Source organism: Candidatus Shikimatogenerans bostrichidophilus (assembly GCF_033372575.1).
Classification (GTDB): Bacteria; Bacteroidota; Bacteroidia; order Flavobacteriales; family Blattabacteriaceae; genus Shikimatogenerans; species Shikimatogenerans bostrichidophilus_L.
Genome location: NZ_CP104094.1, coordinates 30,307 through 51,638, shown reverse-complemented (window position 1 = coordinate 51,638; position 21,332 = coordinate 30,307). Strand labels below are relative to the sequence as shown.

Here is a 21,332-nt window from a genome sequence, read left to right as displayed (position 1 = left end):
ATATATTTTTAATTTTATTTACTCTTATTTTAAATCTTTTTTATCTTTTAAAGATTTTTTAGTTTTTAAAGATTTTTTAGTATTTAAAGATTTTTTAGTTTTTAAAGATTTTTTAGTATTTAAAGATTCTTTATCTTTTAAAGATTCTTTATCTTTTAAAGATTTTTTATCTTTTAAAGATTCTTTATCTTTTAAAGATTTTTTAGGTTTTAAAGATTTTTTAGTTGTTAAAGCTTGTTTAGTTTTTAAAGCTTGTTTAGTTTTAAAAGCTTTTTTTGCTTTTAAAGATTTATATTGTTTTATTATTAAAGGTTTTTTATCTACTTTTAATATTTTTTTTATTATTGTAAATACATTTAAATCTACTAACGAAGATACTTGTAATAATGTTAATACAGGTAATACCAGAATATTTGGATAATTAATTTTTAATACTTTAAATTTAATTCTAAAATTAATTTTATATATTTTATTTTTCTTATCAAAATTCATTAATAGAAGTAAATTATCATGTAATTCAGTTTTTATAAAATAGTAGTACTTATAAATATATTTTATTTTTCCATTATGTATACTATTTACATTATATAATTTTTTATATTTTTTCCATTTGTTTTTATTTATTATTTTAGTTGTTAATAATACTTTTCTTATATCTATATAATAAACAATAAATTTAATATTTTCTTTATATATATCTTTGTCTAATAAATGAAAGAAAATATTAAATTTTTTTTTTAATTTAAGTATTAAATTATTATTTATTATTTTTCCTTTATGTACTGTACCAATTTTATATTTTTTTATTATTTTTTTAAATGGATCTTTATGTAATTGTTTTATACTTAAAAATATTTTTTTATTTTTTTCATCTATATTTATTATTTTACATTTTAATTTATCATTTATTTTAATTTTATTTTTTGTATTAAACCATGATATTTCTGAAAAATGTAATAATCCAACAATACCATATTTAATATATACATATACTACATTATCTTTTATTATATTTACTTTTACATTAATTATTATACCTATTTTAATTTTTTTAATTAATAAATTCCATGGTTTTTCCATTAAATGTTTTAATCCTAATTGTACTCTAAATTTTTTTTTATCAATATTTAAAACTATAAATTTATATAATTTCCCTATTTTTAAATATTTTAATGGATTATCTAAATTTTTCCATGATATATCCTTTACCTGTAATAATCCTTCTAAACCATTTATATCTACATAAGCTCCATAAGAAGTAATATTTTTAATTGGAGCATATATTATTTTTCCTTTATATAATCCAATCATTAAATGATATTTTTTATTTTCTATATCTTGTTCTATTAATTTTTTATGTGATACTATAACATTATTATTTCTATAATTAATATTTAATATTTGTACATCAATAGTACTATCTACATAATTATAATTATTATTTATATCTATTTGAGAACCTGGTAAAAAACTTAATATATTATTATATAATTTTATTATTAATCCACCTTTAGTTTTATTTACTATTTTACCTTTTAAAATTTTTTTATTTTTATAATCATTAATAAGTTTAATCCAATATTTTAATTTTTTAGCTTTTTTATATGATATTATACATTTACCATTATAATCTAATTTTAAAATTATTATATTAATTTTATCACCTATTTTAATTTTTTTATTTTTAAATTCATTTAAAGGAATAATACCTTCAAATTTTCCACCATAATTAATAATTACATAATCTTCCAATATATTAATAATTTTACCGACATATATATCATTTTCATTAAGAAATTTTAAATTATTTAAATATTTTTTAAATAAATTATATTTTTTATCTAATTTAAAAATATTATTATTCATTAAAGAGTTTTATTATTTTTATAAATTATAATTAAAATTATTATAATTTATATGAATGATAAAATTTTAATATATGGATATCATACTATTAAAGAAGCAATTAATTCTAATAAAATAAAAATATTATTAATAATTATTGATAAAAATAAAATTTATAAATATTCAAATTTAATTAATAATATTAAAAAAAAAAATATTTCTATTAAATTTTTAAATAAAAATTATATTGAAAATATAATTAAAAATAATAAAAATAATAAAAAAATAAATTACCAAGGAATAATAGCTTATATATATTTTATAAAAAAAATAATATTAAATAATATTAATTATAATAATAATTTAAAAATATTAATATTATATAATATTACAGATACAAAAAATATAGGATCAATTATAAGAAGTAGTGTTTGTTTAAATATAAATTTAATTATAATACCAAAAAATTATTATATTTTTAATCCTGAAATAATAAAAATTTCTTCAGGAGCAATATTTAAAATAAATATATGTAAAGTTAAAAATATAGAAAATACTATTAAATATTTAAAAAAAAAAAATATTAAAATAATATCTATTACAGAAAAATCTAATAATAATTGTATAAATTTTTTTAAAAATATTACATCATTTGCATTAATATTTGGTAATGAAGAAAAAGGAATTTCAAATAATATATTATCATTATCTAATTATAAAATTAAAATTCCTATAATAAGTAATAAAATATCATCATTAAATGTTTCTGTAGCATGTGGAATAATATTATATGAAATAAATAGAAATAAAATTATTTAAATTGTTTTATAAATCTTATATCATTTTTAAAAAATTCTCTTATATCATTAATATTATAAAATATCATTGCTATTCTTTCTATTCCTAGTCCTAAGGCAAAACCTGAATATTTATTATAATTTATGTTAACATTATTTAATACTTTTTTATTTACTAAACCACAACCAATAATTTCTACCCATTTTTTGTTATAATATAAATCTATTTCAAAACTAGGTTTTGTAAAAGGAAAATAAGAGATTCTATATCTATATTTATATTTATTATAAAATAAATTTTTCAATAAATATAATATAATATTTTTTAAATCTATTATTGAAACATTTTTATTAATATATAATAATTCAATTTGATGAAACATATTAAATGACGAATAAGATATTGATTCATTTCTATATACTTTACCAAAAGTAAAAACTTTAATTGGAGGTTTATTATTTTTCATATATCTAATTTGTATAGAAGATGTATGTGTTCTTAATAAAATATTATTATTTATAAAAAATGTATCTTGCATATTTCTAGAAGGATGATATTTAGTAAAATTTAAAGAAGTAAAATTATACCAATCCTCTTCTATTTCTTTATTATCTATAAATTTAAAATTTAAATTAATTAATAAATATTTTATTTTTTCTTTTATTAAATAAATTGGATTTTTTGATCCTAATTTATATTGTTTTTTTTTAATATAAAAAAAATCATAATCAATTTTATTATTTTTATTAATATTATTATTATTATTTTTAATTATTTTTAATATTTCACTTTTTAAAAAATTAATTTTTATTCCAGTTTTTTTTTTATCTTTTATTTTTTTTAAATTTATTAATAATTTATTAATAATTCCATTTTTACTTAAAAATTTTTTTTTTATATTAATTATTTCTAAATTATTAAATTTATTTTTTTTTATTTTTTTAATATATTTATCTATTATTTTTATTAAATTCATTATATGAAAAAATATTTTTTTTATAATAAAATTAAAAATATTATTAATAAATATAAATACATTTATTATTTAATAATTGGAAAAAAAAAATATTTTAAAAAAAAATATAATAATAAAATTTATAAATCTATTAATAATTTATTATTTTTATATAAAAAATATAAAATTAATAAAATAAAAATTAAAGAATTTAATAAAATTTTAAAACATATAAAAAATGATAAAAAATTTTTATTAGAAATTAATAATAATATAAAATATAATAAATATAAAATTAAAATTATTAAAAAATCAATTATATATTTTATTAAAAATATTAATATTAATATTATTAATTATGCTATTATTGAAATTCGTTCAGGTACAGGTGGAAATGAAGCTTGTTTATTTGTAAAAGATATATATCGAATGTATATAATGTATTTTAAAAAAAATCATATTAAATATGAAATATTAAATATTAATAGATCTAATAATGGATATAGAGAAGTTATATTAAATGTTAAAAAAAAAGGTATATATAATTATTTAAAATATGAATCTGGTGTTCATAGAGTTCAAAGAATACCTAAAACTGAAACACAAGGAAGATTACATACTTCTGCAATTACTGTTGCTGTTTTACCTAAATTAGATGATATTAATCTTAATATTCAATCAACTGATATAAAAAGATTTACTTTTAGATCTAGTGGAGCAGGTGGACAACATGTAAATAAAACTGAATCAGCTGTTAGATTAATACATTTACCTACTAATATTATTGTAGAATGTCAAGAAGAAAGATCACAACATAAAAATTATAATAAAGCTATGAAAATATTAAAATCTAAATTATATAAATTTATTTATTTAAATAAAATAAAAAATATTGAAAATAAAAGAAAATTATTAATATCTACTGGTGATAGATCAAATAAAATAAGAACTTATAATTTTCCTCAAAATAGAGTTACTGATCATAGAATAAAATTAACATTATACAATTTAGAAAAAATAATGAATGGTGAAATAGATAAATTAATTAATAATTTAAATAAATTTTATAAAAATTAATTAAATAATATTAATAATTTTATTATATACTAAAAAATATATTTTATTATATAATACATTTAAATCATTATTATTAATTTTTTCTAATACATATTTATTTTGATTACCATATTTAAAATTATTACCTATTCCAATTTTTATTCTTATATAATTATTTGTATTAAATGTATTTTCTATACTTTTTAATCCATTATGTCCTCCTGAACCACCTTTAAGTTTTAATTTAATTTTACCAAATTTTATATAAATATCATCACAAATAATTATTAAATTTTTAATTTTTAAATTATATTTATTTAAAAAATATTTTATTGATATACCTATTTCATTCATATAAAAATTAGATAATAAAAATAATAATTTTGTATTATAATAATATCTTTTATATATAATACCATATAAATTCTTAAAATTAATATTTTTATTATTAAAAATTAATTTGTTAACTATTAATTTACCTATATTATGTCTAGTATATTTAAATTTATTATTTGGATTACCTAATCCAACTATTAAATATTTATTATTCATAATAAATTTTTTTTAAAATTAAATTTATTATATTTTTTAATATATTAAAATTTAATAATTTATTTTTTTTTTTTAATANATTTAAATTTATTATTTGGATTACCTAATCCAACTATTAAATATTTATTATTCATAATAAATTTTTTTTAAAATTAAATTTATTATATTTTTTAATATATTAAAATTTAATAATTTATTTTTTTTTTTTTTAATAAACATTTTAATTAAATTTAAAATTAATAATAATTTAAAAAATAAATAAATATGTCAGAACAAGAAAAAATAAGATTAGAAAAACTAAATAATATAAAAATATTAGGTATTAATCCGTATCCTTCTAAAGGATATAATATTAATTATAATATTAAATTATTATTAAAAAATAAAAAAAAAATTATTAAAAATAATGAATTAATATTAATTTCAGGTAGAATAATAAGTATAAGAAATATGAAATCTTCATCTTTTATTGATATAAAAGATTATAGTGAAAAAAAAATACAATTATATTATAATATTAATAATTTAAATAAAAAATATAAAAAACATGAATATTATATTAATTTATTTAAAAAATATTTAGATATAGGTGATATTATATTTATAAAAGGTAATTTATTTATTACTAAAGTAAAAGAATATACTGTATTAGTAAAAAAAATAATTTTATTATCTAAATGTATTTATCCTATTCCTAATGTAAAAACTAAAAATGATATAATATATGATAAATTTAATAATAAAGAAAAAAGATATAGAATGAGATATATAGATCTTATAGTAAATAAGAATATTAAAAAATTATTTTTAATTAGATCATTAATAATAAAAAATATAAGAAAATTTTTAAACAAATATAATATTATTGAAGTAGATACTCCAATATTACAAAATATTCCAGGTGGGGCAAATGCTAAACCTTTTATAACATATCATAATAAATTTAAAAAAAATTTATATTTAAGAATTTCTAATGAATTATATTTAAAAAGATTAATAGTAGGGGGTTTTAAAGGAGTTTATGAATTTTCAAGAAATTTTAGAAATGAAAGTATAGATAAAAATCATAATCCGGAATTTACTATTTTAGAATTTTATGTAGCTTATAAAAATTATAAATGGATGATGAATTTTTTACAAAAATTATTAAAATATATTTGTAAAAAAACTTTTAATAAATATACAATAAATATTAATAATAAAATTATAGATTTTTCAAAAAAAATAAAAAAAATAAAATTATTTGATTATATAAATAAAAATACTAATTTATATATTAACGAAAAATTTTCATTTAAAGAATTAATTAAAATTAGTAAAAAATTAAATATTGATATAAATATAAAAAAAAAAGATAAATTAATTGATAATATATTTGATACTTATTGTAAAAAAAATATTATAAAACCTATATTTATTACAGATTATCCTAAATATATGAGTCCTTTAGCTAAATGTAAAAATAATAATAATAATTTAACTGAAAGATTTGAATTATATATTAATGGTAAAGAAATAGCTAATGCATATTCAGAATTAAATGATCCAATTGAACAATTATATAGATTTAAACAACAAAATAAAAAAGTAATTGATAAAGACTTTATAAAATCATTAAAAATTGGTATGCCACCTACTGTAGGTATAGGAATAGGAATTGATAGATTAATAGCATTATTTACTAATAATGAATATATACAAGAAGTAATATTATTTCCACAAATGAAATAATTATTAATTCATATAATCTAAAAATTCTTTATTACTTTTAGTAATTAATAATTTTTCTTTTATTAATTCTATTGCATCTATAGAATTTATATTTGATATATATTTTCTTAATATTGACATTTTATCATAAGTATATTTATCTAATAATAATTCTTCTCTTCTAGTACTAGATGAAATTAAATCTATAGCTGGAAAAATTCTTTTATTAGCTATTTTTCTACTTAATTGTAATTCCATATTTCCAGTACCTTTAAATTCTTCATAAATTACTTCATCCATTTTAGAACCTGTTTCTATCATTGCAGTAGCTATTATTGTTAAAGAGCCACCATTTTCAATATTTCTAGCTGATCCAAAAAATCTTTTAGGTTTTTGTAATGCCTTAGAATCTATTCCACCTGATAATATTCTACCTGAAGTAGGAGTAATACTATTATAAGCTCTGGCTAATCTAGTAATAGAATCTAATAAAATAACTACATCATGACCACATTCTACCATTCTCATAGATTTATTTAATACTATATTAGCTACTTTTACATGTTTTTCAGGATGTTCATCAAATGTAGATGAAATTACTTCACCATTAACATTTATTTTCATATCTGTTACTTCTTCTGGTCTTTCATCTATTAATAATATTATTTGATAAACTTCTGGATGATTTTTATCAATACAATTAGCGCAATCTTTTACTAAATTAGTTTTTCCTGCTTTAGGAGGGGCAACAATTAATGCTCTTTGACCTTTCCCTATAGGTGCGAATAAATCTATTATTCTAGTTGATATAGAAGATTTTTTCCCTGATAAATTAAATTTTTCATTAGGAAAAAGAGGAATTAAATGTTCAAAAGTTAATCTATCAATTGTTTTAGAAGGTGATAGACCATTTATTTTAATTACTTTTACTAATTGAAAATATTTTTCTCCATTTATAGGAGGTCTTATAAGTCCTTTAATAGTATCACCATTTTTCAATTCAAATAATTTAATTTGTGATTTAGATACATAAATATCATCAGGTGAAGTAATATAATTATAATCTGAAGATCTTAAAAAACCATAATTTTCATTATTAATTTCTAAAACTCCTTCACTTATTATTTCCAATATTTCATTTAATAACATTTTAAGTAAATTGTATGGATTATATATATATAATAAATATATATATTAAATTAATAAAATGAAAATTATAGATTGTGTAATAATTGGTTCAGGACCAGCAGGATATACATCAGCTATATATTTAGCTAGATCTAATATTAAACATTATTTATATACTGGTGATTTACCAGGGGGACAATTAGTAAATACTACAATTGTGGAAAATTATCCAGGTTTTTCTAAAGGGATATTAGGGAGAAAATTAATGTCAGAAATGTATAAACAAGCAATTAAATTTGGTACAAAAATAAAATATAATAAAATATTAAAAGTATCATTAAATAATAAAAAATTACATATTTTGTATACTAAAGATAATAAAAAAATTATTACAAAATCAGTAATAATAGCAACTGGTTCATTACCTAAATATTTAAATATTAAATATGAAAAAAAATATTTAGGTTATGGTATTTCATATTGTGCTATATGTGATGGAATGTTTTATAAAAAAAAAAAAGTAGCTGTTATTGGAGGAGGAGATACAGCATTAGAGGATAGTATATTATTATCTAAAATATGTAAAAAAATTTATTTAATAGTTAGAAAAAATAAATTAAAAGCTTCAAAATATTTACAAAATATATTATATAAAATAAAAAATATAAAAATATTATTTAATAAAAAAGTAAATAAATTTTTAGGTGATAAAAAATTAAAATATATTAATTTATTAAATAATAAAAATAAAATTATTACTATTAAAGTATCAGGGGTATTTATAGCTATAGGAAGTTATCCAAATACATTAATATTTAAAAATAAAATAAAAATGGATAAAACAGGATATATAATTACTAAAAAAAAATCTACAAAAACTAATATACCTGGAATATTTGCAGCTGGTGAGGTACAAGATAAAAAATATAGACAAGCTATAACATCTGCTGGATCTGGATGTATGGCGGCTTTAGATGTAGAAAAATATCTTTTAAATTAATAATATGATTAATAGTTATAATATTTCATTATTATCTAATAATGAAAAAATTTTATTTAATATAAATAATAAATTTTTTAAAAAATTTAATTATAATAAAGAAAAATTTTTAAATCCTAAAATAAAATTATTATTTGAAAAAATAAATAATAATAATTATTTTATATTTAAATTTTATTTTTTAGGTAAAATTACATTAATTTGTGATATTAGTAATAATAAATTTTTATTTAAAATAAAAAAAAAAAAAATATTAAATATATTTTTTGGAAAAAAAAAAGTAGAATCTGATAATTATTTAATTATACCTTTAAATTCTCGTAATATAAATATTTCTAAATATATATATGAGTATATTTTATTAATGTTACCATTTAAAAGAATTGATCCAAAAATAAAAAGTTTAATTTATTAAAATATTATGGCACATCCTAAAAAAAAAACTTCAATATCAAAAAAAAAATTAAGAAGAGCTGGTAATATAAATAAATTTTTATTTCCTTTATTTTTTAATAAAAAATTAAATAAATATCAAAAATATCATAATGTAATAATTAAAAAAAATATTATTTATTATAAAAATAAAATTTATAAAAATATTTTATAAAAAAATATTTTTATTATATTTTATTTTTTTTAAATATAAACCATATGGTGGAATATTAATATTAAAAAAAATTTTTTTTTTTTTAATTTTATTTTTTAAATCATAAATAGTTATTTTATTTAATCCTATTTCTATACATAGAGATATGATAAATCTTACCATTTTTCTTAAAAATCTATTAGATTTTATAATAAAATAAATATATTTATTTTTTTTATTCCAATAAGCATAATATATATTACAATTATAATTTTTTAATTTTTTATTAGTAGTTGAAAATAAAATAAAATTTTTTCTATTAATAATAATATTAATAGCTTTATTCATTAAATTTATATTTAATTTATTTTTATATTTCCAATACCAATATAAATTTTTATAAAATGGATTTTTTTTATAACCTATTATATATTTATATATTCTATATATAGCGCTAAATCTAGCATGTACATTATTTTTTACCTTAAATAAATCATAAATAATTATATAAGAAGAAATTAATAAATTTATTTTATATAAAAATTTTTTTTTATTTATTGTATTATTATAATCAAAATGAGCAAACATTAATTTTGCGTGTACTCCACTATCTGTTCTACTGGCACCTATTAAATTAATAGGTTTATTTAAAATAATTGAAATTTTATTTTCAATTTCTTCTTCAATAGTTAATTTATTATTTTTTTGTTTTTGCCATCCTTTAAAATGAAAGCCATTATATGATAATTTTATAAAATATCTCATATTTTAAAACCTAATTTAATAAATTGTTTTATAATAAAACTATTAAAATATTTTTTTATATTTTTTTCTATATTTTTTCCTAAAAATTTAATATTATTTTTTTTAATATTTTTTAATAAATTATATAAATTTTTATATTTTTTTTCAATTTTTTTACAAATATATTTACCAATACTAGGAATACATAAAGCAAATAAAAAATTATTTAAATTATTTTTTTTAGAATTTTTAATTTCATTTAAAATTCTAATATATACTTTAGATTTAACATTAATAAGTAAAAAATCATTTTTAGTTAAATAATATAAATCAGTAATATTATTTAATTTATTATTATCAAATAATTGATTAATAATATTATTATTAATTTTTATTTTCATTGCACTAATAAAATGTTTAATTTTTTCAATTATTTGTTTTTTACATTTTTTATCATTTTTACAAATTAAAATATTATTTTTTTTTTTTAATAATTTATTACAACTAGGACAATATAAAGGAAAATTGATATATTTATTTTTATTTTTATTAAAATTTATATTTTTAATTATTTTAGGAATTATATTACCTGATTTTTTTATTATTATTTTATCATTTATTGATAAATTATAGTTATTATAAATATTACTATTATATAATGACGCTTTTTTTATTATTGTACCATTTATAATAATAGGTTTAAAATAAACAACTGGTACAATTATTCCACTTTTACCTACATTAAATTTAACTTTTTTTACTTTTGTTATTAATTCTTTATCTTTAAATTTATAAGCTATACACCATTTATAAAAAATATTATTAGATTTTAATTTTTTTTGAATATTAAAATCATTTATTTTTATTACTATTCCATCTATAGGATATATAGATATATTTTTTTCCCAATATGATATATAATTAATTATTTGTTTACTACTTTTACATAATTTATAAGCTTTTTTTTGATATTTTAAATATAAATTTTCTATTAATTTAATTGATTTAAATTGATTATTAATTTTTAAATTAATATTATTATCATTAGTATATATACTATATGGGATAAAATCTAAATATTTAATATTTTTATTATAATATTTACTATGTATAGTTCCATTAGCTGCATTTCTTGGATTAGAAAATTTTTTTTTATTTATTTTATTAATAATAGAAAAATTTATTTTAGAAAATACTATTTCCCCTTTAATATTAAAAATTTTTATATTTTTTATTTTTTTTATATATTTTTTAATATTATTTATAAATAAAATATTATTAATTACTTCATTACCATATTTTCCATCACCTCTAGTAATAGCACTTTTTAATTTTCCATATTTATATATTAAACTCATTGCTATTCCATCATATTTTAATTCACATATATAATTATTTTTTTTTCCTATTTTTTTATCCATTTTTTTTTTCCATATTATCAAATTCTCTTTACTATATACATTATTTATAGAATACATTTTAAAATAATGTTTAGTTACTTTAAATTTTTTATTTAATAAATTTTTATTAAATTTTTTAATTGGAGAATTTTTATAAATAAAATTATATTTTTTTTCTAATTTTATCAATTTATTTAATATTTTATCATATTCATAATTTGAAATTATAGGTTTATTAAGTATATAATATCTATAATTATGTTTATTTATTTTTTTTGATAAATTAATTATTAATTTTTTATTATTATTTTTCAATTTTTCCTATTATTATATTTTTATTATTTTCTATTTTTTCTAAAATTACATTTATAATTTTATTTCTATTTTTATTAGAACCTTTTATTTTAACTTTTATATAATTATCTGTATAACCATATATCCAATCATTTTTTTTATTTTCAAATAATACTTTTCTTTTAGTACCTAAAAATTTTTTATAAAATAATCTAGTTTTTAAATAAGATATTTGTCTTAATATTTTACTTCTATATTTTATTCTATTATTATCTATTTTATTTTTCATTTTTAATGCTATAGTGTTTTTTCTAGGTGAAAAAGAAAATACATGTAAATATGATATTTTTATTGATTTTATTAAATTATAAGTTTCCATAAAATATTTATTTTTTTCACCCGGAAAACCTACTATTACATCAGAACCTATACAAGCATCTGGTATTATAGATATTATTTTATTTATTTTATTTAAATATAGTTTAGTTAAATATCTTCTTCTCATTTTTTTTAAAATATAATCACTACCTGATTGTAATGGTATATGAAAGTGATTTAAAAATTTTTTACTTTTAGATATAAATTTTATTATATTATCTGTTAATAAATTAGGTTCTATTGAAGATATTCTTATTCTTTTTAACTTTTTTATTTTATCTATTTTTTTTATTAAAAATAAAAAATCTTTATTATTATATTTATAATCTCCTATATTTACTCCTGTTAAAACTATTTCTTTTATTCCTTTATTTAAAATATAATATATATTATTTATAATATTTTTAATACTATTAGAACGTGATAATCCTCTAGCTAATGGTATTGTACAATATGAACATTTATAATTACATCCATCTTGTATTTTTAAAAAAGATCTAGTTCTATTTTTTTCTATTGAATATGCATCTTTATATTCGTTAGGTAATGTAAATAATTCACAAGAATATATATTTTTTTTTTTTTCTATATAATCAATAATATTAAATTTTTTATCATTACCTAATACTAAATTTATTCCTTTAATATTATATAATTTTTTTTTTTCAATTTGTGAATAACAACCTAATGCTATTATAAATGCCTTATTATTTTTTTTTAATATATATTTTACTTTATATTTTAAATCTTTTTCAGCTTTGTGAGTAACTGCACATGTATTTATTACATATATATCAGCATAATCTTTAAAATCTACTATTTTATATTTTTTTTTATTAAAACTTTTACTAATTATTGAAGTTTCAGAAAAATTTAATTTACATCCAATAGTAAAAAAGGCTATTTTTTTCATATTATTCCTGAACCTATTAATTCATTATTAATATACCATACAATAAATTGGCCTGGAGTAACTGCAAATTGATTTTTATCAAATTTTACTAAAATACCTAAATTATTAAAAAATAAAATTGCTTTTTCCATATTTTGATTATATCTTATTTTACACATTACTTTTATTTTTCCTTTATTTTTTTTTATTAAATTTAATATATATTTTTTTCTTATCCAATGTATAGTTTTTTTTTTATAAAAATAAATTTTTTATATAATTCTTTATGATTTTTTTTACATACATATAATATATTTCTATTTTTATTTTTATAAAATAAAAATAAAGGATATTTATATCCTTTTATATTTAAATGTTTTCTTTGTCTTTTTTATAAGCATTATAAAATTTTAATTTTAATGCTAATTTTCTTACTTCCTTTTTAGTTAAATTGCCTAATGGAAATAAACTTTTAGATAATTGATATTGATTTAATCTACATAAAAAATAAGATTGATCTTTTTTTTTATCTTTACCTGATAATAAACAATAAATAATTTTTTTTTTATTATAAATTTTTTTTTTTCTTACATAATGACCAGTTGCTATATAATCGACTTTTAGTTTTAATGCTTTCTTTAAAAATATCCCAAATTTTATTTTTTCATTACATATTATATCAGGATTAGGAGTAATTCCTTTTTTATATCCTTCATACATATAATTTATTACTCCTTTCCTATATTCTTTTCTTAAATCAAAAACATAAAATGGTATTTTTAATTTATTTGATATTAACATTGCATCTCTTATATCCTCCCACATACAATTATTATTACTCCAATTATACATAAATATTCCTATAACTTCATATCCCATTTTTTTTAATAAATATGCTGATACACTTGAATCTACTCCTCCTGATAATGCTATTACTACTTTTTTCATTTATTTTTCATAAATAAAATTTTTATCTTTTTTTATTTTTTCAAATATTTTTTTTTGTTTATTATTTATTCTTTTAGGTATCCATACAATTATTTTTATTATAAAATCTCCATATTCATATCCATTAATTGATGGTAATCCTTTTTTTTTTATTCTTATTTTTTGTCCATTTTGAGTTCCAGATTTAATCTTTATTTTAATTATTTCATCATTTAATGTATTTATATTTTTCACTGTTCCTAATAAAGCATCAGGTATAGATATATATAAATTATAATATATATTTTTTCCTTTTCTATTAAATATTTTATGTTGTTTTTCTTTTATTATAATTATTAAATCCCCTGTTTTTCCACCATAAGGTGCTTCATTTCCTTTTCCCTGTATTTTTAATTCTATACCTTCAGTAACTCCAGAAGGTATATTTATTTTTATTAATTCCTCTACTTTAATTAACACTTTCTTATTAGCAATTTGTGGAAATATTACTTTTCCTATACCATTACAAATATTACATTTAATAGTAGTTTGCATTCTTCCTAAAAAAGTCTTAGTTATATTAGTTACAACTCCAGTACCATTACAATTATAACAATTTTTAAATTTTATATTTGGGTCAACTTTTAATCTTTTAACTTTTATTATTTTTTCTACTCCATTATAAATTTCTTCTAAAGTAACATTTAAATTTATTCTTAAATTACTTCCTTTTATTTTATTATATTTTTTTTTTTTTCTTGTAAAATTAAAATCTGTAAAACTTTCACTAAAAATATCTCCAAAATTACTAAATATATCATCCATAGCTTCTTCTGTATATGAATAATTTTCTGAATAATTTTCTTTATTTCTATCATACATTTTTTTTTTATTAGAATCGCTTAAAACACTATAAGCTTCTGCTGCTTCTTTAAATTTTTCCTCTGCTATTTTATTATTTTGATTTTTATCTGGATGATATTTTATTGCTAATTTTCTATAAGCTTGTTTTATTTCATTTAATGAAGCATTTTTAGAGACTCCTAAAATTTTATAATAATCTTTCATAATAATTTATTTATAATTTTATTTCTTTATTAATAACCTACTATTACTTTTGCACAACGAATTAATTTATCGTATATATAATAACCTTCTTCTAATATTTTAACTATTTTATTTTTCATTTTTTCATTATTCACTTTTTTTTTAGATATAGCATTATGTATATCATAATTAAATTTATCACCAATTTTAACCTCTATTTTTTTAAGTCCATTATTTTCTAAAATACTTATAAATTTTTTATATATTAAATATATCCCATTTTTTTTTGTTATTTTTTCTTCTTTTATATAACGTTCAAAATCATCTAATATAGGTAAAATATTATTTATTATTTGTCCTTTATAATTTTTATATATTTTTTTATTTTCCTTTTCATTTCTATTTTTATAATTTTCAAATTCTGCTAATGTTCTTAAATATTTATCTTTATAATTTTCTTTATTACTTTTTTTATCGATATTATTTTTTTTATCGATATTACTTTTTTTATCGATATTAATATTTTTATCGATATTACTTTTTTTATCGATATTAATATTTTTATCGATATTACTTTTTTTATCGATATTAATATCCATATTATTATTTTTTATTTTTTCCGTATTATTCATTATTTTATAATTTTTATTATTAAATATATGATTTAATTAATAAAAAAAAACATTAATTATTATTTTTATTAATTTTTTAAAATTTATTTTTTATTTATTAATTAATATTTTTTTTTTTAAATTTATTATTAATTTTACAATATCTTTTTTTTTTTTTTTTTCTAAATTTATTATTTTAATAGGTGCTTTTAATAAATATTGTTTATTTTTTAATTTATTATTTATATTTAATAAATATTTTTTATAATACTTTATTTTTTTATATATTTTTTTATTTTCATTATTTTTATTAAATATTATTTTTTTTTTTAATAAAAAAAAAATTATATTTTTATAAATAAATAATAAATATTTATTTTTATTTTTTAATTTACTTTTTATTTTAATTTTTTTTATTAAAGTCAATTTATATATTAATTTAATATATATATTATTTTTAAAATTCTGTTTATTACTTTTATATATATAAATTACATTATTATTATTTGAATATTTAATAGTATTTAAATATTTTATAAAATTTAATGTATTATTAAATTTATTTATTATTTTTTTATTAAATTTTTTAATTTTAGGCCAACTAGAAATTGTTATATTTTTTTTTTTTTTAATAATTTCCAAATATATTCCGTTATAAAAGGAGCATATGGATGTAAAATTTTTAATAAGATATAAAAATAATTAAAAGTTTTTTTAATTAAATATTTATCTTTTATTTGTTTTTTAATATACTCTAAATATATAGAACAAAATGTTTTTTTAAATAAATTTTTTATTAAAATAAATGATTTATATATTTTATAATTATCTAAATAATTATTTAATTTATATATTTTATAATATAAAATATTTTTAAACCATTTTACCATTATTTTATTTAGTTTTTTTGTTTTTTTTTTATTATTTTGTTTTACTTTATATTTAATTTTTATTATTAATTGAAATGCATTCCATATTTTATTTATAAAATTTCTACCTTTTATACATAAATTATCATTAAAAATAAAATCATATTCAAAATTAGTACTTAATATTCCTGTTCTTATTCCATCTGCACCATATTTGTTTAATAATACATATAAATTTTTATAATTTCCTAAAGATTTAGATATTTTAATTTTATTATTATCTCTTGCTATACCTGTTAAATATACTTTTTTAAATGGATTTTTTTTTATTAAAAAACAACTTAACATTATCATTCTTAAAACCCAAAAAAATAATATATCATAACCAGTAACTAATATTTCTATAGGAAAATAATAATTAAAATCAATATTATTAGGTTTATTTATACCATATAATACTGATATTGGTAATATACAAGAAGAAAACCAAGTATCTAATACATCTTTATCTTGTTTTATATTATTTATGTTAATTTTTTTATATTTATTTTTTAATTTTTTAATAGCATTTTTAAAATTTTTTGCTACTACTAAATTATTTTTATAATAATAAACTGGTATTCTATGTCCCCATTTTAATTGTCTTGAAATATTCCAATCTTTAATATTATTTAACCATTTATTACATAAATTATTATATTTATTTTTAGGATAAAATATTATATTTTTTATTTTTTTTAATACAGGTTGAATTAAATATTTCATTTTTAAAAACCATTGTGAAGATAATTTATTTTCTATTATTGTATTTGATCTATCTGAATAAGCTATTTTACTTATTATTTTTTCTTTTTTTACTAAATTTCCTAATTTTTTCAATTTTTTATAAATTTTTTTTCTTCCATAAAATCTATCTTTACCTTTTAAATACTTACAATTTTCATTTAATGTACCATCGTCATTAAAAATATTAATTATATTTAATTTATGTTTTTTATATATTTTATAATCTTCTTTACTATGGGCAGGAGTAATTTTTATACATCCTGTTCCAAAATTTTTATCTACTGATTTATCTGTTATTATTGGTATTACTCTATTTACTATTGGAACTATTAATTTATAATTTATAAAATTTTTATATCTTTTATCTTTTGGATTAATACATACAGCAGTATCTCCAAATATTGTTTCTGGTCTTGTAGTAGCTATTACTAAATATTTTTTTTTATCCTCTGTAAAATATTTTATATAATATAAAGTTTTTTTTATTTTTTTATATATTATTTCTTCATCAGAAATTGTAGTTTTTGCATAAGTATCCCAATTTACTAATTTATTTTTTTTATATATTATTCCTTTTTCATATAATTTTATAAATACTTTAATTACAGATTTATAATTATTTTTATCCATAGTAAATTGTTTTCTATTCCAATCACATGAACAACCTATACTTTTTAATTGTTTAATTATAATTTTATTATATTTTTTAGCCCAATTTAATAATATTTTATAATATTTTTTTTTTCTTAAATTTTTTATATTTATTCCATTGTTTTTTAATTCTTTTATTACTTTTATTTCTGTAGCTATAGAAGCATGATCTGTTCCAGGTATCCAACATACATTATATCCTAACATTCTATGTCTTCTTGCTAATATATCTAATATAGTACTATTTAATATATGTCCAATATGTAAATCTCCTGTTATATTAGGGGGAGGAAGTAATAATAAATAAGGTTTTTTCTTTATATTGAAATTAGAATTAAAATATTTTTTTTTTAACCAAATTTTATATATTTTTTTATTTATTATTTTAAAATTATAATTATTCATTTATTTTATAATAATCAACTAATTGTATTATTGACATTATAGATGCATCTCCTTTTCTATATCCAAATTTTAAAATTCTTGTATATCCTCCTTTTCTATTAATAGTTTTTTTTAAAATTTCATTAAATAAAATTTTTACTACTTTTTTATTTTTTAATTTTTTTAATATTATTCTTTTAGTATGAATATTATTTTTTTTTAATTTATTTATTATTGGCTCAATATATTTTTGTAATTCTTTTGCTTTACATAAAGTAGTATATATAGATTTATAAATAATTAAATTACATGACAAATTAGATAACAAACTTTTTCTATGTGAATATTTTCTACTTAAATTTTTTTTATTTTTTATATGTCTCACGTATTTTAAAATATTGTTTTTTATTTATTAAATTATTAAAATTTTTAATTAAAATTTTAGAAGCTTTTATTAATGCCTTTAGAGGTTTTATTGAACTATCAGTTAAAATTTCTATTCTTAAAATATCTATTTTTTCAATATTTTCATTGTAGTTATCTATTTGTTTAATAAAATATTTTACATTTAAAATTGGTGTATAAATACTATCAATAGCTATATAATCTTTATATCTTGGTTTATTTTCACTTTCTATATATCCTTTTCCTTTTTTTACTATTATTTTTATATTAAACTTTGCTTTTTCATCTTTATTACAAATTATTAATTTTTTATTTATTATTTTAAAATATTTTGAATATTTTTCTATTTCCCCTGCATATATTTTATTTTTTTTATTATTTATTTTAATATTTATTTTTTCTGTTTTTATTTTTTTTTTAGAATTTTTTAATTTAAATCTTATTTTTTTTAAATTTAAAATTATTTCAGGTACATCTTCTATAAACCCTTTTATATAACTTAATTCATGTTTTATTCCCTTTATTTTAAAATAATTTATTGCATAACCATATATAGAAGATAATAAAACTCTTCTTAAAGAATTACCTATTATAACTCCATAACCACTATTTATATTGTAAATTTTAAATATTCCTAAATTTTTATTATTTTTTTTTATTATTATTTTAAAATCTTTCATAATAATTTATTATATAATTATTTATTATATAATTATTTATTATATAATTCTACAATTAATTGATGATCAATGTCTATATTTTTTATATTAGGTAATTTTAAACATTCTGAAGACATATTTTCTTCATTCCATTTTAACCAATCTTTATTTTTATTTTTATTTATTGTTAATGCATTTAAAACATTTATATTATTTTTCATTTTTTCATTTAATGAGATTATATCACCTATTTTTATATTAAATGAAGGTATATTAATAGTTTTATTATTTACTTTAATATGTTTATGAGTCACTAATTGTCTAGCTGCATATCTAGATACTGCATAACCTATTCTATATACTACATTATCTAATCTACGTTCACACATTTGTAATAATAATTCTCCTGTTATTCCTTTTTTTTTATTTACTATATTAAACATTCTTTTAAATTGTTTTTCTAATATTCCATATTTATATTTTACTTTTTGTTTTTCTAATAATTGAATATAATAATTAGATTTTTTTACTATTCTTTTTTTTAATAAACCATGTTGACCTGGTGGATATTGTTTTTTTTTAAAATATTTTTTATTTCCGTATATATATTTATTTAATCTTCTTGAAATTTTATTTCTTGGTCCTATATATCTTGACATAATTTATTATATTATATTCTTCTTTTTTTTGGTGGTCTACATCCATTATGAGGTAATGGTGTTCTATCTTTTATTGATCTAATATTAATCCCATTATTACTTATTGTTCTTATAGCTGATTCTCTTCCAGAACCTGGTCCTTTAATTATTATACTTACTTTTTTTATACCTAATTGAATACATTTTTCACAAATATTTTTAGCTGTTATTTGTCCTGCAAATGGAGTATTTTTTTTTGATCCTTTTAATTTCATTTTACCGGATGAAGACCATGCTAAAACATTACCTTTTTTATCCGTTAATGATATAATTATATTATTAAATGTAGAATGTATATATATATTTCCATCCCCATAATATATTTTTTTTTTTTTTAATTTATTTTTAATTTTCTTCTTTTTCATTTTTTTTTTATTTAGTTCGTTATTCATATTATTAATTTATGTTTTTTTAGTATTACTTTCATATAATTTTTATTTTATACCATTTTCAAATTTTTTTTAATGATCATTTTTTTTGTTTTTTGATATTTTCATTAATTTTTAATTTTAAATAATAATTTTCTTTTATTTCTTTTAATGCATTATAAGTTGCTTTTACACAATTATATACATTAGAAGAGCCTATAAATTTTGCGTATACATTTTTTATTCCTGCTAATTCTAATACTATTCTTGCAGATCCTCCTGCAATTACTCCAGTTCCTTTATAAGCTGGATATAATAATATTTTTGAACTACAATATTTATAACTTTGTTCATGAGGAATAGTTTCATTTACTATTGGAATTTTTATTAAATTTTTATTAGCTTTTACTTCAGCTTTATATATAGAATTTGGAATTTCTTTTGCTTTTCCCATTCCATAACCTACTATTCCATTATAATTACCTTTTACTATTATACAAGTAAAACTAAAATCTCTTCTTCCTTTTGTAACTTTACATACTCTTTTTATTTTAACTATCTTTTCTTTAATATCTTTTATTTTTATCAT

General features: G+C 15.0%; 23 protein-coding genes and 1 pseudogene. 6 read left to right on the top strand and 18 right to left on the bottom strand.

Annotated features, from left to right (window positions below):
• Positions 1 to 24: 24 nt before the first annotated feature.
• Positions 25 to 1,866 carry a S1 RNA-binding domain-containing protein gene (locus tag N2590_RS00290; RefSeq protein WP_318165821.1) on the bottom strand — a complete coding sequence of 614 codons (1,842 nt, stop codon included), beginning with the start codon at positions 1,864 to 1,866 and terminating at the stop codon, positions 25 to 27.
• A 51-nt stretch (positions 1,867 to 1,917) separates the two neighbouring features.
• Here N2590_RS00290 and N2590_RS00285 point away from each other — a divergent pair, with 51 nt between their 5' ends.
• Positions 1,918 to 2,664 carry a TrmH family RNA methyltransferase gene (locus tag N2590_RS00285; protein WP_318165820.1) on the top strand — a complete coding sequence of 249 codons (747 nt, stop codon included), beginning with the start codon at positions 1,918 to 1,920 and terminating at the stop codon, positions 2,662 to 2,664.
• Here N2590_RS00285 and pheS read toward each other — a convergent pair.
• Positions 2,657 to 3,622, bottom strand: coding sequence for a phenylalanine--tRNA ligase subunit alpha (gene pheS / locus N2590_RS00280; protein WP_318165850.1), 966 nt, complete (start codon positions 3,620 to 3,622; stop codon positions 2,657 to 2,659). The genes N2590_RS00285 and pheS overlap by 8 nt on opposite strands.
• On the opposite strand from pheS, the gene N2590_RS00275 reads away from it, so the two are divergent.
• Positions 3,623 to 4,675 carry a PCRF domain-containing protein gene (locus N2590_RS00275; RefSeq protein ID WP_318165819.1) on the top strand — a complete coding sequence of 351 codons (1,053 nt, stop codon included), beginning with the start codon at positions 3,623 to 3,625 and terminating at the stop codon, positions 4,673 to 4,675. It abuts the gene before it with no gap.
• Here N2590_RS00275 and pth read toward each other — a convergent pair whose 3' ends face one another.
• The gene (pth, locus tag N2590_RS00270) at positions 4,676 to 5,206 is read right to left on the bottom strand and encodes an aminoacyl-tRNA hydrolase (protein ID WP_318165818.1); all 531 of its coding nucleotides are present in this window, start codon (positions 5,204 to 5,206) and stop codon (positions 4,676 to 4,678) included.
• Positions 5,207 to 5,470: 264 nt separating this feature from the next.
• Between pth and lysS the strand changes: the two genes are divergently transcribed.
• Positions 5,471 to 6,937 (top strand): lysine--tRNA ligase, encoded by a 1,467-nt coding sequence (gene lysS, locus N2590_RS00265; RefSeq protein ID WP_318165817.1) that lies wholly within the window; start codon positions 5,471 to 5,473, stop codon positions 6,935 to 6,937.
• A gap of 3 nt (positions 6,938 to 6,940) precedes the next feature.
• Here lysS and rho read toward each other — a convergent pair.
• Positions 6,941 to 8,041 (bottom strand): annotated as a pseudogene (rho, locus tag N2590_RS00260) (transcription termination factor Rho); the annotation flags it as partial.
• Positions 8,042 to 8,123: 82 nt separating this feature from the next.
• Between rho and trxB the strand changes: the two are divergent.
• From trxB to N2590_RS00245, 3 genes are read left to right on the top strand one after another with little or no spacing between them, the layout of a single operon-like run.
• Positions 8,124 to 9,044 carry a thioredoxin-disulfide reductase gene (trxB, locus tag N2590_RS00255; protein WP_318165815.1) on the top strand — a complete coding sequence of 307 codons (921 nt, stop codon included), beginning with the start codon at positions 8,124 to 8,126 and terminating at the stop codon, positions 9,042 to 9,044.
• Positions 9,045 to 9,048: 4 nt separating this feature from the next.
• Positions 9,049 to 9,459, top strand: coding sequence for a DUF177 domain-containing protein (locus tag N2590_RS00250; protein WP_318165814.1), 411 nt, complete (start codon positions 9,049 to 9,051; stop codon positions 9,457 to 9,459).
• A 6-nt stretch (positions 9,460 to 9,465) separates the two neighbouring features.
• Positions 9,466 to 9,651: a 50S ribosomal protein L32 gene (locus tag N2590_RS00245; protein ID WP_318165813.1), complete on the top strand. Its 186-nt coding sequence runs from the start codon at positions 9,466 to 9,468 to the stop codon at positions 9,649 to 9,651.
• On the opposite strand, the gene truA is transcribed toward N2590_RS00245, so the two are convergent.
• The 14 genes from truA to rpsE form a co-directional block, all read right to left on the bottom strand.
• Positions 9,646 to 10,395, bottom strand: a complete 750-nt coding sequence (truA, locus tag N2590_RS00240; protein ID WP_318165812.1) for a tRNA pseudouridine(38-40) synthase TruA — start codon at positions 10,393 to 10,395, stop codon at positions 9,646 to 9,648. The two genes, N2590_RS00245 and truA, sit on opposite strands and share 6 nt — an antisense overlap.
• Positions 10,392 to 12,089 (bottom strand): NAD-dependent DNA ligase LigA, encoded by a 1,698-nt coding sequence (gene ligA / locus N2590_RS00235; RefSeq protein WP_318165811.1) that lies wholly within the window; start codon positions 12,087 to 12,089, stop codon positions 10,392 to 10,394. Before ligA ends, truA begins: the two co-directional genes overlap by 4 nt.
• The gene (gene mtaB, locus N2590_RS00230) at positions 12,079 to 13,359 is read right to left on the bottom strand and encodes a tRNA (N(6)-L-threonylcarbamoyladenosine(37)-C(2))-methylthiotransferase MtaB (RefSeq protein ID WP_318165810.1); all 1,281 of its coding nucleotides are present in this window, start codon (positions 13,357 to 13,359) and stop codon (positions 12,079 to 12,081) included. The genes ligA and mtaB overlap by 11 nt, the downstream gene beginning before the upstream one ends.
• Positions 13,356 to 13,526, bottom strand: a complete 171-nt coding sequence (locus N2590_RS00225) for an aminomethyltransferase beta-barrel domain-containing protein (RefSeq protein WP_318165849.1) — start codon at positions 13,524 to 13,526, stop codon at positions 13,356 to 13,358. Before N2590_RS00225 ends, mtaB begins: the two co-directional genes overlap by 4 nt.
• A gap of 181 nt (positions 13,527 to 13,707) precedes the next feature.
• Positions 13,708 to 14,286, bottom strand: coding sequence for an MnmA/TRMU family protein (locus N2590_RS00220; protein ID WP_318165809.1), 579 nt, complete (start codon positions 14,284 to 14,286; stop codon positions 13,708 to 13,710).
• Positions 14,287 to 15,333 carry a DnaJ C-terminal domain-containing protein gene (locus N2590_RS00215; protein WP_318165808.1) on the bottom strand — a complete coding sequence of 349 codons (1,047 nt, stop codon included), beginning with the start codon at positions 15,331 to 15,333 and terminating at the stop codon, positions 14,287 to 14,289.
• Between the two features lie 29 nt (positions 15,334 to 15,362).
• Positions 15,363 to 15,944, bottom strand: a complete 582-nt coding sequence (locus tag N2590_RS00210) for a nucleotide exchange factor GrpE (protein ID WP_318165807.1) — start codon at positions 15,942 to 15,944, stop codon at positions 15,363 to 15,365.
• A gap of 90 nt (positions 15,945 to 16,034) precedes the next feature.
• Positions 16,035 to 16,565: a hypothetical protein gene (locus tag N2590_RS00205; protein WP_318165806.1), complete on the bottom strand. Its 531-nt coding sequence runs from the start codon at positions 16,563 to 16,565 to the stop codon at positions 16,035 to 16,037.
• Positions 16,535 to 18,634 carry a valine--tRNA ligase gene (locus N2590_RS00200; protein WP_318165805.1) on the bottom strand — a complete coding sequence of 700 codons (2,100 nt, stop codon included), beginning with the start codon at positions 18,632 to 18,634 and terminating at the stop codon, positions 16,535 to 16,537. Before N2590_RS00200 ends, N2590_RS00205 begins: the two co-directional genes overlap by 31 nt.
• Entirely contained in the window at positions 18,627 to 18,998 is a 372-nt protein-coding gene (rplQ, locus tag N2590_RS00195; RefSeq protein ID WP_318165804.1) for a 50S ribosomal protein L17, read from the bottom strand. The genes N2590_RS00200 and rplQ overlap by 8 nt, the downstream gene beginning before the upstream one ends.
• Positions 18,979 to 19,698, bottom strand: a complete 720-nt coding sequence (locus N2590_RS00190; protein WP_318165803.1) for a DNA-directed RNA polymerase subunit alpha — start codon at positions 19,696 to 19,698, stop codon at positions 18,979 to 18,981. Before N2590_RS00190 ends, rplQ begins: the two co-directional genes overlap by 20 nt.
• 32 nt (positions 19,699 to 19,730) lie before the next feature.
• Positions 19,731 to 20,336: a 30S ribosomal protein S4 gene (gene rpsD / locus N2590_RS00185; protein ID WP_318165802.1), complete on the bottom strand. Its 606-nt coding sequence runs from the start codon at positions 20,334 to 20,336 to the stop codon at positions 19,731 to 19,733.
• Positions 20,337 to 20,347: 11 nt separating this feature from the next.
• On the bottom strand, positions 20,348 to 20,767 hold the full coding sequence (gene rpsK, locus N2590_RS00180; protein ID WP_318165801.1) for a 30S ribosomal protein S11: 420 nt from the start codon (positions 20,765 to 20,767) through the stop codon (positions 20,348 to 20,350).
• 76 nt (positions 20,768 to 20,843) lie between these two features.
• On the bottom strand, positions 20,844 to 21,332 hold the full coding sequence (rpsE, locus tag N2590_RS00175) for a 30S ribosomal protein S5 (RefSeq protein WP_318165800.1): 489 nt from the start codon (positions 21,330 to 21,332) through the stop codon (positions 20,844 to 20,846).

Coding starts and splice junctions, on each gene's coding strand:
- N2590_RS00290 (WP_318165821.1), bottom strand. CDS start 1,866: ATGAATAATAATATTTTTAAATTAGATAAAAAATATAATTTATTTAAA.
- N2590_RS00285 (WP_318165820.1), top strand. CDS start 1,918: ATGAATGATAAAATTTTAATATATGGATATCATACTATTAAAGAAGCA.
- N2590_RS00275 (WP_318165819.1), top strand. CDS start 3,623: ATGAAAAAATATTTTTTTTATAATAAAATTAAAAATATTATTAATAAA.
- pth (WP_318165818.1), bottom strand. CDS start 5,206: ATGAATAATAAATATTTAATAGTTGGATTAGGTAATCCAAATAATAAA.
- lysS (WP_318165817.1), top strand. CDS start 5,471: ATGTCAGAACAAGAAAAAATAAGATTAGAAAAACTAAATAATATAAAA.
- trxB (WP_318165815.1), top strand. CDS start 8,124: ATGAAAATTATAGATTGTGTAATAATTGGTTCAGGACCAGCAGGATAT.
- N2590_RS00250 (WP_318165814.1), top strand. CDS start 9,049: ATGATTAATAGTTATAATATTTCATTATTATCTAATAATGAAAAAATT.
- N2590_RS00245 (WP_318165813.1), top strand. CDS start 9,466: ATGGCACATCCTAAAAAAAAAACTTCAATATCAAAAAAAAAATTAAGA.
- truA (WP_318165812.1), bottom strand. CDS start 10,395: ATGAGATATTTTATAAAATTATCATATAATGGCTTTCATTTTAAAGGA.
- mtaB (WP_318165810.1), bottom strand. CDS start 13,359: ATGAAAAAAATAGCCTTTTTTACTATTGGATGTAAATTAAATTTTTCT.
- N2590_RS00220 (WP_318165809.1), bottom strand. CDS start 14,286: ATGAAAAAAGTAGTAATAGCATTATCAGGAGGAGTAGATTCAAGTGTA.
- N2590_RS00215 (WP_318165808.1), bottom strand. CDS start 15,333: ATGAAAGATTATTATAAAATTTTAGGAGTCTCTAAAAATGCTTCATTA.
- N2590_RS00210 (WP_318165807.1), bottom strand. CDS start 15,944: ATGAATAATACGGAAAAAATAAAAAATAATAATATGGATATTAATATC.
- N2590_RS00200 (WP_318165805.1), bottom strand. CDS start 18,634: ATGAATAATTATAATTTTAAAATAATAAATAAAAAAATATATAAAATT.
- N2590_RS00190 (WP_318165803.1), bottom strand. CDS start 19,698: ATGAAAGATTTTAAAATAATAATAAAAAAAAATAATAAAAATTTAGGA.
- rpsD (WP_318165802.1), bottom strand. CDS start 20,336: ATGTCAAGATATATAGGACCAAGAAATAAAATTTCAAGAAGATTAAAT.
- rpsK (WP_318165801.1), bottom strand. CDS start 20,767: ATGAATAACGAACTAAATAAAAAAAAAATGAAAAAGAAGAAAATTAAA.
- rpsE (WP_318165800.1), bottom strand. CDS start 21,332: ATGATAAAAATAAAAGATATTAAAGAAAAGATAGTTAAAATAAAAAGA.